At 46.9% G+C, this 12,029-nt stretch carries 6 protein-coding genes; 2 read left to right on the forward strand and 4 right to left on the reverse strand.

Annotation, left to right across the window (positions count from 1 at the left end; translation table 11 throughout):
* Window positions 1-16 precede the first annotated feature (16 nt).
* Together QT992_RS27515 and cobU are read right to left on the reverse strand one after the other, a co-directional pair.
* Entirely contained in the window at window positions 17-442 is a 426-nt protein-coding gene (locus QT992_RS27515) for a hypothetical protein (protein WP_333322484.1), read from the reverse strand.
* A gap of 444 nt (window positions 443-886) precedes the next feature.
* On the reverse strand, window positions 887-1,462 hold the full coding sequence (gene cobU, locus QT992_RS27520) for a bifunctional adenosylcobinamide kinase/adenosylcobinamide-phosphate guanylyltransferase (RefSeq protein WP_333343007.1): 576 nt from the start codon (window positions 1,460-1,462) through the stop codon (window positions 887-889).
* Between the two features lie 309 nt (window positions 1,463-1,771).
* On the opposite strand from cobU, the gene QT992_RS27525 reads away from it, so the two are divergent.
* Window positions 1,772-2,743, forward strand: a complete 972-nt coding sequence (locus QT992_RS27525) for a glycosyltransferase (protein ID WP_333322487.1) — start codon at window positions 1,772-1,774, stop codon at window positions 2,741-2,743.
* Between the two features lies 1 nt (window position 2,744).
* Here QT992_RS27525 and QT992_RS27530 read toward each other — a convergent pair whose 3' ends face one another.
* On the reverse strand, window positions 2,745-2,957 hold the full coding sequence (locus QT992_RS27530; protein ID WP_223300923.1) for a hypothetical protein: 213 nt from the start codon (window positions 2,955-2,957) through the stop codon (window positions 2,745-2,747).
* Between QT992_RS27530 and QT992_RS27535 the strand changes: the two genes are divergently transcribed.
* Window positions 2,884-3,801 carry a glycosyltransferase family 2 protein gene (locus tag QT992_RS27535; RefSeq protein ID WP_333322489.1) on the forward strand — a complete coding sequence of 306 codons (918 nt, stop codon included), beginning with the start codon at window positions 2,884-2,886 and terminating at the stop codon, window positions 3,799-3,801. The two genes, QT992_RS27530 and QT992_RS27535, sit on opposite strands and share 74 nt — an antisense overlap.
* A gap of 294 nt (window positions 3,802-4,095) precedes the next feature.
* Here QT992_RS27535 and QT992_RS27540 read toward each other — a convergent pair.
* The coding region (locus QT992_RS27540) for an Ig-like domain-containing protein (protein ID WP_333378204.1) at window positions 4,096-12,029 on the reverse strand (7,934 nt) is incomplete at its 5' end.

A 12,029-nucleotide genomic window follows, 5' to 3' on the forward strand; every position in this document is an offset into this window, starting at 1 on the left:
ATTCCTTCTTATATACTTACTCGCCGCTGCTGGATCTTTTGAGTCGATCGCGAATGCCTGATAGTTGCGATTGGCTGCTGACTGGCGATCGAGGTTGGGGCATTTCGGTATCGGGCCAGTTCGGTAAGTCGTTACAGGGACAGAACTCCGGGGGCATTCCGGTTTGTTTGAACACTACGGGCATAGCGCAGCGCGCGCAGGGACTGATTTCCCAAGCTGGCGTCAGCAGTTGGGCAATTGTTTCGTTTGTGCCTTCGAGGTAACAGTCTCCGCTGTCGCGGGAGATGATTTTTTGCCAGCAGTCTTCAAATTCCTGGCTGTAGCGATCGCCCCCATTTACCAATTTGGGCTGCAGCGCTTCGGAACCGTTGCGAATTAATACTTTTTTGCCTAACTGAAACCAGTAAGCAATATATTTTCTTACTTCACTATCTGATGCCATAACTTTTAGTCAACCCTTCAACTAATTGATTATTTTAGACTTTTAATTGGAAATTACCACTCTTTCTTAAGAGACATTTTATCTTTTATACCAATTTAATGGGAAGTTGCACATATCTCGATCCCCCTAAATCCCCCTGATTGTTGGGGAGTAAGGGTTGACTTTGAGAAGAATCTTGTCCCACCCCCTACTCCCCTTATTAAGGGGGGCTAGGGGGGATCGGATTCTATGCAACATCATAAAAAATTGGTATTACATAATTTCAAAATATTGCTATTCCTCATGTCAAATTGTTGGGCTGTTCCCCCTATGGAGTAGGTTTTTTGACTAATTTATGTGAGTTTTTAGTTTTCAATCTTAATTAAAACTATACCTGATTTTCAGTTAAAATTGTCGTTCGGGAAACCGAGATGTTTTCTCTCTTGTCGATCGCGACTCCGGCTGTTAATTTTTCGCGACCGGCGGCAGCGGTGTACCCAGAGCCCTTAGATCCAAGGCGTAACCTCCGGTGGCGAGGTAAACAGTATCGGCGATCGCCCCGATGTGGCGTACCAGAGTGCCGAGGCGATCGCGAAACAGCCGCCCCGCCGGATAAGCAGGCACAACGCCCCATCCGGTTTCTTCCCCTACCAAAATTACATCAGCCGCCGCCGACTTCAAACTAGCTAGCAAATCTTGCTGCGTAGTCGCCCAAACAGCAGCTTCTTGTTCCAAAAGATTTGCCGTCCAAGTTCCCAGGGAATCAATCAACAAGCAATCTGAGGGCTTGCTTGCCCGCACAACGGCCGATAATTCGATCGGCACTTCTAGAGTTGCCCAATCAACTGGACGGCGATTTCGGTGCTGTTCGAGGCGGCGAACCCACTCCAAATCGGCTTCATCAACCTGACCGGTAGCCACATAGATTACTTGTTTTCCCGAACCCGCCGCCAGAGTTTCGGCCCATTCACTTTTGCCGCTTCGGGCCGGCCCAGTTACTAAGATTAATTGTCTCGATGTGGTGGGTTCTGAGTTAATCATTAGTCAGTCGATTTTAGATTTTAGATTTTAGATTTTAGATTTACTCCACAACAAATGATTTTGGGAGATTGAAGTTTGGTTAAAATTTTTGGGCGGCTCGCGACTAATGTCGCGGGCTTGTCTCCCTTCTTTGGGCGGGGTCACATACAAAGGATTAAACATAATTCCCAATTGCCAATTCCCAATTAGCAATTACCCATGATGATTTAAACGGCCAACTACCAAATGCTTTTTAAGCGATAATAGCATTGATGAGACAATATCAGAGTAAGTCGATCGAGAACCCCCGTATTTCCCAAGCTGTTATTTATGCCAGATCGTCCTCAGATATCAGCGATTATTTGCACCCACAATCGCGCCGCCTATTTAGGTGGGGCGATCGACAGCTTGCTGGTACAGGATTTTCCCGACAACTTTGAAGTAGTAGTAGTGGATAACGCTTCTAGCGATTATGCAAGCCCCGAAAGTTCGACTTCGCGCACTCGCGAGGTAGTAGAAGCAAGACTGGGGGATGGCCGCCTCAAGTACGTCTGGGAACCCGAAATCGGTCTGTCAGTAGCCCGGAACACCGGCGCTAAGCAAGCTCGCAGTGAAATATTAGCTTATCTCGACGACGACGCTATTGCTGAGCCGAATTGGCTCAGGGTGCTGCACGCGGCTTATCAAAGCAATCAAAAACTCGCCGTAGCTGGTGGCAAAGTCAATTTGCTCTGGCCTTCTGCAGTCAGCCCGCCCGAATGGCTGTCACCGGGATTAGCCCAGAACTTGGGAGTTTACGATTTGGGGGAAAGTTGCGTTTACGTCACTGCTGCCGGTTTGACTCCCAGGGGTGTAAACTACTCAATCCGGCGCGCTTTTCTCGAACAAATTGGTGGCTTCGATGTCAAACTCGGTCGAGTAGGCACAAAGTTGCTGTCAAATGAAGAATTGCGGGCCACAGAATTAGCTTTAGAGTTAGGTTGGCAAGTAGTTTATCTACCGGAGGCCCTGGTGCTTCACCATGTCGCCACAGAAAGGCTCAACAAAGCTTGGTTTCTACAGCGCGGGTGGTGGCAAGGCATCAGCGAGTGTTATCGCGAACAATTGTCCGATCGAGCCGGTATTGCTCAGCTTGGGCGGGGGGGTGAAAGAATATTGAGGGGTGTCTGGAAGTCTTTTAAATATATTAGAGATCCAGGGCTGCGCTTTGAAAATTTCGTTTTTGCCTGGGGTCAAATCGGTTATTTGAGCGCAGCCATCCGCGGCCTGATTTTTGCACCGAAATCGACCAGCAGGCATTAGGCTATAGGCAATATCCCTCGCTGCTCAAGTCGTCGGCGCGGCTGTGCCGATCGCATTTCATCCACCAAAACTCGACCGCATTTAGGTTCAAGCACTCGATTATGACATCTAGTTCATCCAAGATTCCGGTTTCAGTTCTCATTCCGGCAAAAGACGAAGAACTTAATCTACCTGCGTGTCTGGCCAGCATTGCCAGGGCGGATGAAGTTTTCATGGTTGATTCCCAAAGCTGCGATCGCACGGTAGAAATTGCCATCAGCACGGGCGCAAAAGTAGTGCAGTTTTACTTCGACAACCGCTGGCCCAAAAAGAAAAATTGGTCTTTGGACAATCTGCCCTTTCGCAACGAATGGGTATTAATTGTCGATTGCGACGAGCGCATTCCGCCGGAACTTTGGGACGAAATCGCGCAGGCGATCGAAGACCCCAATTTTGACGGCTACTACCTCAACCGCAAAGTCTTCTTTTTAGGTCAGTGGCTGCGTTACGGCGGCCGATATCCCGACTGGAATTTGCGTTTGTTCAAGCATCAAAAAGGCCGTTACGAAAACCTCGGCACTGAATCCGTCCCCAATACTGGCGACAACGAAGTTCACGAACACGTCATTTTAGCGGGTCAAGTGGGATACTTAAAAAATGACATGATCCACGAGGATTACCGCGATTTATTTCACTGGATAGAACGGCACAACCGCTATTCTAATTGGGAAGCTCGCGTTTATTACAATATTATTGAAGGGCGCGACGACAGCGGCACTATTGGCGCTCACTTATTTGGGGATGCCGTACAGCGGAAACGCTTTCTCAAAAAAGTTTGGGTGCGGCTGCCTTTGAAACCAATGCTCAGATTTATTTTATTTTACTTCATTCAGCTCGGCTTTTTGGATGGAAAAGCTGGCTATATTTATGCAAGGTTATTGAGTCAATATGAGTATCAAATTAATGCAAAACTTTACGAGTTGCGTTGTTGTGGCGGTCAGTTGAATGTGGCCGAACCTGAGCCTACTCTGTCGCCGCCAGTAGTTATCAGTCAGGAGACTGAAGTGAAATTGCCGTAATAGTAGGTAGGAAATTTTAACCGCAGATGGCGGCGGATTGACGCCGATGAACGCAGATAAATGTTGATTTGGGTTAAGTGCGATCGCCTTTTTTTTACTTATACCAATTTAATGTGAAGTTGCATATATTTCGCTCCCCCTAAATCCCCCTTAATAAGGGGAGTAGGGGTTGACTCTGACCAAACTCTTGTCCACCCCCTACTCCCCCTTAATAAGGGGGGTTAGGGGGGATCAGATTCTATGCAACCTCATATAAAATTGGTATTAAGGGCGATCGCGCTTTTCTCTCCTTCCCTAAACCAGCATGAAATTAGCAGATGTTATCGAATTCGCACTCACTCCAACCATCACACCTAACTGCTCCCCTGTCAAGAGATTCTTAATAATAGTTCCCTGAGTATTTTGAGTTATTTCTAACTGACCAAAACTCAAGCCACCGCTTAATCCAATCAAATCTTGACCCAGGGTAAAATCAGCGATTATATCAAATCCTTGACCGGCTTTTAAGGCAAAGATATCGTTGCCGCTACCGCCAATCAAACTATCATTTCCCATGCCTCCGTCAAGGATATCGTTGCCTTTGCCACCAGTGAGAGTATCGTTATCTGCGCCTCCGAACAGAGTATCATTTCCGGCACACCCTCCCAGGATATCTGCTCCTTCATCACCGTTGATTAAGTCATTACCTTCACCGCCGCAGATGGTATCATTTCCCTGCTGTCCAAACAGATTGTCATCACCTTGACTGCCAAGCAGGATGTCGTTACCTTTGCCTCCATATAAGGTGTCATTATCCTTACCACCATCGATGAAGTCATCATCTTTGTTGCCATAAATGATGTCAATACCTTCGCGGCCATGTAAGAAGTCATTGCCTTTGCCTCCGAAGATTAAATCGTTGCCCGACTCGCCAAGAACGATGTCGCTTCCTTCATCTCCGTAGAGAGTATCTTCATCTTTGCCTCCGGCGATGAAGTCATTGCCTTGGTTGCCATTAATAATGTCATTATCGGCACCACCGTATAGGTTGTCATCCCCGGATTTGCCCTCGAATATGTTGGCAGCATCGCTACCTAGTAATTCATCGTTTTGGGCAGTGCCTATCTGAAGGCCGGATGCGTCGAGTATGGTGTTTTCAACTGAGTTGGGTCGGTTTAAGTTGGGATAGGTAATTTGGTCGCAGATGCACTCATCGTCTGAGAGGTTATTAGTTGTTGGCGTGGGAGTTGCTGTTTCCGATGGTGTTGGTGTTTCGGAGGCTGTTTCCGATGGTGTCGGTGTGTCGGAGGCTGTTACTGATGGGGTCAGGGCGATCGGTGGGGTCGGAGCGATCGGTGTTGGTGTGTCGGTGCCGGTTTCGGTGTCGGGGGCGCTGCCGGTGTCCTCAGATGTAGGTTCCTCTGGATCGATCGGGTCTTTGAGGGCGCTCGTCTCGACAACAGGGCGAACAGTAGGGTCATTAACCTTCACCTTCTCCATCCTCGCCAGAATCGCCTCTTTGGTGTTTTGAGCGAGGAACTGTTCAACAGTCACAGTTCCCGCAGCCAAATCGGACAAACCGACAGCAATTTGACCTACAGACACCGCCTGCAATTTCGTGATCTCAAGGGCAATATCTTTGATGGGGCGACCGCTAGCGACGAGATCCTTGACCATTTGATTGCCCAAAGCCATGATTTGAGCCGCAGCAGCCGCACTCGCAGCCAGTTGTGTCGGGTTGATTTTGGGGTCAGACTCTGCTGCTTTGGTAATGGCTGCTTGAACGATCGCCAAGATTGTTTCTGTTTTGCCTAAATCTACAGCAGCGCCACCCTTGAGTTGATTTGCGATCGCCCCGATACCGCTAAATGCGAGTTGAGCAATTGCTGTTTCCGAAACTCCCTCAATGAATTTCGCTGTCTGGACGATCGTATTTTGCACCAGAATCATCGAACCGAATACCGATACACCATTCGCGTCCCCTTTGGCGATCGCCTCTAAGGGGTCATAACTACCCAAGTCAACTCCTGCGGGCAATCCTAACGCTGATTTCACCTGAGTTTCCGCTGTTGCTGGGTCAACGCCTTGCTGCACCATAGAGGCGATCGCCGTCGTTAAAGGTGTCACAACCGTTGACGCCAGGGTAGAAGTGAGTGGCGTAGCCATCGGCAAACCAGTTGCCGCATCTACCCCACTGAGGATGTCCATACCTCCCATCAGAACAAACTGACCTTCGGTATAGTCGAGTTCACCATTTTGGTTGGTATCAAACTTTTCGGTATTCAGGGTCAGATCGAAGCCACCATCCGCCGTGGTAATCGTAAAGGGTTCACCCTCATCAAAAACCCCGTTTAAGTTGGCATCGAAGAACACCTTACCGCCAGAAATGTAACCGTCGATGATGCGAATCTTTTGGAAGAAGCTCCATGTTTTTTTGACTACTGGTATCACTACATTTTCGACTACCTTTGGACTTAAAATCGTGGGTGTTTCTTTAGGTTGAGGAGCCTCGCGATTAAAACTCTCAACTCCGGTCACGATTTTCACATCGCCATTAGGAGCAACAATTTGCCATCCTGTAGCTGTCTGGGTAAACTTATAGTCCTCTTTTTTACCGGTCAAGAGCAAGATATCGTTGTTACCAGCCCCTCCGTCAATGGTATCGTTACCAGCCCCACCATCAATAATATCGTTACCAGCCCCACCATCAATAATATCGTTACCAGCCCCACCATCAATACTATCATTGCCATCTCCACCTTGGATATTGTCATCGCCCTGCTGACCGTAGAGAGTATCGTTGCCAGTTCCGCCTTCCAGGGTGTCATTGCCCTCCCATCCGTGAAGTTCGTCATTACCTTGATCACCCCTGAGAAGATCGTTGCCAATCTCACCAAAGAGACTATCATTGCCAGCTTGACCAGAGAGGGTATTATTCTGACTGTCGCCATTGAATCGATCGTTATGAGCCGAACCAATAATATTCTCAATCGAACTTAACGTATCTTTGTTGCTAGAAAAATTGGCGTTGCCATCCGTTAAACTGCCTCGAACAGCACCAGTAGAAAATCTGTAGTCGGCAGTATCAGTTTTGTCACCTCCATCAAGGAAGTTACTGCCATTTCCACCAGAGAGAGTATCGTTATCTCCCTCACCGTAGAGGGAGTCGTTACCATCCCCACCATCGAGGAGATCGTTATTAGACCCACCCCCGATCGCGTCGTCTCCTGCTTCTCCTTTAAGGATGTCATCGCCGTTGTGACTGTAGATCTGATCGTTGCCATCACCCCCATAAAGGTAGTCATTGCCGTCAAAGCCCTCAAGGAAGTCATTGCCCCCTCGACCAAAGAGCGTATCATTATCCCTCCCGCCGTTTAGAGAGTCGTTGCCGTCACCACCGTCGAGGAAATCGTCATTCTCATCGCCATTGAGTTTGTCATTGCCGGCTTCACCGCTGAGAACGTCATTGCCGGCTCCACCACGGAGCAAATCGTCACTCAAACCGCCGAAGAGACTATCCTTACCCCATGAACCTTCGAGTGTGTCTTTGTCGTTGCTACCGTCGTAGCTTCCTCCCGTTTTTCCGTTGTCTTCGCCATAGAGAGCATCATCCCCATCTCCACCTCGGAGGAAGTCGTTATCTCCCTGACCAAAGAGAACGTCGTTGCCATTTCCGCCATCAATGGTGTCATTACCCTGATAGCCGTGGATCTCGTCATTGCCGGCTTCACCGCTGAGAACGTCGTTGCCCGCATCACCATAGAGACGGTCATCACCCAAACCACCATTAAGGGTGTCATTGCCCGCATCACCATTAAGACGGTCGCTACCGTTATCACCCTGTATAAAATCATTACCATTGTCTCCAGAGAGAATGTCTTGGCCATCTCCTCCATAAATTAGGTCGTCTGCGTCACCACCGGAAATCTTGTCATTGCCCCCCTCACCGTAGAGCCAATCGTGGGCATCATTTTTACCATTGTCACCAAGGATGCCGCCACCATATATGAGATCGTTATCAGATCCACCATATATAAAATCACTATCCTTTCCACCCTCTAGCCAGTCATTTCCCTCGTTGCCATATAAAGTGTCGCTGCCCCCGTTGCCTTCTAATTGGTCATTGTCCTGTTGACCTTCGAGTTTGTCACGACCCCATCCACCTAGTAGACGGTCGTTTCCACGTCCACCTGCAACAGTATCATTCTCTCCTCTTGCGTCGTAAAAGTCGTTGCCGTTACCCAATGCTACGTTTTGGCTATTTCTCTCCAGGAAGTAATCGTCTACAAAACTATAAATAAATCCCCCTAAGTTTTCAAAAAATTTGCCAACATCCTTGAAGGTATCGAGTACACCTGATGTCACACTATTAAATCCATTAACGACACCATCAATGGCTTTATTTACAGCCTCAGTGACTGCACCGAGAGCACCGCCCGTAATCTGGTCAAACAAATCTTCCATACTTCTCAGCGGAGCTAGTGACATGGTATAGTCAAAGTTTTTCCCTAAAACTTCGGCACCTACCTGAATCTTGGAACCACTAGCTGTACCATCCGAGGTAATCGTAAGACTTGCACCAATATTGCCAATATTGAGGATATTGACGCCTATTTTACCTTTAACTTTTAGCTGGCCATTCTGTAGGCTGATGTCGGCACTGCCTAAATCTTGACCAAAAATTTTGGCTGTCCCTCCGATTTTGATATCGTTTGCATTTTTGATATCAATTATTGCGTTCTCGATTGAGAAGGCTCCGAATAAGTCAAGATTTCCTTGAACTTTCAGCCCATTACTATCAGCATTGATTTTGGCTCCGGCAATCTCTCTTCCCAGTAAGCTCACTGAACCAGAACCACTCGCTGTTTTGTTATTGAGATCAACTGAAAAATCGTTAATGTCTAGTCTTAGTAGGTTTGCGAAATTCAAAACAAAATCTTTGACTTTGGCGCTAGTGGGGGTAAACTCAACGTTTGCTTTAGCAACTTCAGTCCCAAAAAGCACAAGTTTCGCGTCTGCTTTGAGATATTGTTCAGTGGGAGATACCTTGATTGCTAATTTCAAAGGATCGCTGCCACCGTTTACTCCTGTCAACTTTAAAAAACCCCAGTCAATTGCAGAAAGCTGGAAAGAACCTTCTAAGTTTGGATTGATTGTATCGTAGGGATTAGCGTTAAGATTGAGCTTGGCTTTTTGTCCCCAAGCTGTTATTTCGCCATTAATCCCAAGACCTTGTGTTAATTCCTTGCCAGCAATTTTTGTGGGGAAAGGTACCATCTTGACGAGTGGATCGAGTTCTGTATCTGCATCAGATCCATCGATAGATACAATCTTTACATTTAAAGTATCCTTCAAAAAAGTTTCGGCTTTTTGGAAAAACTCGCTTTTCTTACCCAATTGCTTAAGGGCATAAGAGCCAATTGGCCCACCAGCCCAAAGGGTAACCAAGCTGACTGGTTGCTTCGCAGTTAATTCCAAAGCAAATTTATCAGGATTGGTGACATCTACTAAGAAAGCGGTATTCAGAGCTAAATCACCAAATTGTAGCTCTCCCCGGAATCCAACATTATCAACCCAGGGTGTTACATAAGTCCCACCCAGTTGGAAACCTAGACTACTAATTTTTGCATCAGGTATGCCAAAGGGATTTTTCCAGCTATTGCTTGCATCGAGTGCAAACGATCCTGAGAGAGATGTGGGATCTAGCCCAATGTTTCCCGAAAGTGTTAAGTCAGGTTCGTTATTTTGGAAAGGATCGTACCCTTTAAGAATTAGATTCCCTCCAATCCCAAAACTCGGTTGCCCCTTTTGTAGACTCCCGTTCAGGTTCAAGCCTTTAAGGATTCCACTGAAATCACCTGTCTTGAATAGTGTGATATCAGTCCCTAAACCTGCTTTGACACTCGCTCCAGATGAATTGAATTCAGCATCAAGGCTAACATCCTTAATGCCCAGTTTTTTGTTGATGAAATCAAAGAAATTATTTTTGCCATCATCAACTCCAAAGTCCAATTTCCCAGAAGCTATGTATTTAGGAGAGCCACTAGACTTGTCAATAGTAAAACTGGGACTGCTCAGAGGTGGGGTGATTGTATCTGCAAAGGTTTTAATGCCATCAAAAGGAATTTTTTTGACGAGATCCGTTAAAGATGCCTCCTTGGGATACCCAATTTTAATAGTGTTTTTAGAGACACTAAAACTTAGGCTTTGTCCGTCAATCACTCCAGTGAGCTCATAAACAGCAGTGGGCTTGCTGGTATCAATTTTTATGCTGGGGTTCTTGACCGAGGTGTTTAATATATCGCTCGCTATACCAAGACTGTCAAACCCAACCTGCTTCAGCAGATCCGACAGAGAAACATCGCTCTGGTAACTGACTGTAACCCCTTGACCACTTTGATAACCAAAGGTTACGGTTTTTCCACTGATGTTACCCGATAAGGCATAAGCCAGAGGGGATTTGCTGGTATCAATTTTCAGGGTAGGATTGCCAATTGACCCCGTTAAGATGGAAGTTCCGGGAGTTCCACTCACTCCCATGCTGGTGAGCAAGTCCGCCAGAGAAAAATCTCCCTGATAGGTAGCAGTGACCGCTTGACCACTTTGATAACCAAAGGTTACAGCTTTATCCTTGATCTTTCCTGACAAATTATAAGTGGGAGAAGACTGCTTAGTATCAATTTTTAAGCTAGGATTTGTGATATCGCCACTTAATATTGCACTCCCGTTAGCGATAGGAATTCCCAGAGCTTTCAGTACGTCATTTAGAGACCCAGTAGCATTGTAAGTAGCTGTAATTTCACCATTCTGAATCCCAACTGTCAACGGCTTGATGGTATTTACCACACCTTCTAAGACTTGCTTTACTGGATCAGATACATTAATACCATTATTTTTTAGGTAAGTATCTATTTCGCTCCAAACAGAAAAGCTATTCTTGACGTTGTAGGTTAAAGGTGTAGCAGCAATATTGTTGTTACCGGCTGCATCAGTGGCGCTGCCAGCGGGAACGTTGACTGTTACTACCGTGCCGTTGGTTGGGGTGACAGTGAAATTGTAGTTGCTGCCAGTGCCGGTAAATCCACTAACTTTACCGTTGGTGACGCTGATATCGCTGTCAATAAACCCGGTGACACTTTCGTTGAAAGTAGCGCTGACATTGAAGGGTGCGTTTACGGGTGCCACAGCGGTTGAAGCTAGGGTGGCTGTAGGCGCTGTGGTATCAGCAGTGTTGAATTTCCAAGCAGTTGCGCCTGTAATACCACTGTAATTATTACCAGCTAAGTCTTTAATCGCACCGGCCGCAATTTCAACGTAATAACCAGTACCTTGCGCTAAATCTGCCGTGGGATTAACTGTGACGGTACTACCGCTAACAGTGACCTTGGCTGAAGTAACATCAATGCTTTCCACCACTGAGTTATCCGAAACTTTCTTGATAACAATGTTGCCGATGCCTTTTTGCACCGCTTCACTCAAGGTGACAACTGCATTAGCAGTAACGGCAACAGTAGTGGCGTTATTTACAGGTGTGAAAGTGGTGGCTGTCGGCGCTGTGGTGTCAGCAGTGTTGAATTTCCAAGCAGTTGCACCCGTAATCCCAGCATAATTGTTACCAGCTAAGTCTTTAATCGCACCGGCCGCAATTTCAACGTAATAACCAGTACCTTGCGCTAAATCTGCCGTGGGATTAACTGTGACGGTACTACCGCTAACAGTGACCTTGGCTGAAGTAACATCAATGCTTTCCACCACTGAGTTATCCGAAACTTTCTTGATAACAATGTTGCCGATGCCTTTTTGCACCGCTTCACTCAAGGTGACAACTGCATTAGCAGTAACGGCAACAGTAGTGGCGTTATTTACAGGTGTGAAAGTGGTGGCTGTCGGCGCTGTGGTGTCAGCAGTGTTGAATTTCCAAGCAGTTGCACCCGTAATCCCAGCATAATTGTTACCAGCTAAGTCTTTAATTGCACCAGCAGCAATTTCAACGTAGTAACCAGTACCTTGCGCTAAATCTGCCGTGGGGTTAACTGTGACGGTACTACCGCTAACAGTGACATTTGTGGAAGTAACATTTATAGTTTCCACAACTGAGTTGTCGGAGACTTTCTTGATGACAATGTTGCCAGTGCCTTTTTGTACGGCTTCATTCAAGGTGACAACTAAATCAGCAGCAACTGCAATATTCGTGGCGTTGTCGGCGGGGGTGAAAGTGGCAGTAGGTGGTGTGGTGTCAGCGGCGACAG

The organism is Microcoleus sp. T3_D1, assembly GCF_036700405.1.
Taxonomy (GTDB): domain Bacteria; phylum Cyanobacteriota; class Cyanobacteriia; order Cyanobacteriales; family Microcoleaceae; genus Microcoleus.

Excerpts from the sequence above, each read along its gene's own strand:
- QT992_RS27515 (WP_333322484.1), bottom strand. The coding sequence starts at position 442 with ATGGCATCAGATAGTGAAGTAAGAAAATATATTGCTTACTGGTTTCAG.
- cobU (WP_333343007.1), bottom strand. The coding sequence starts at position 1,462 with ATGATTAACTCAGAACCCACCACATCGAGACAATTAATCTTAGTAACT.
- QT992_RS27525 (WP_333322487.1), top strand. The coding sequence starts at position 1,772 with ATGCCAGATCGTCCTCAGATATCAGCGATTATTTGCACCCACAATCGC.
- QT992_RS27530 (WP_223300923.1), bottom strand. The coding sequence starts at position 2,957 with ATGAAAACTTCATCCGCCCTGGCAATGCTGGCCAGACACGCAGGTAGA.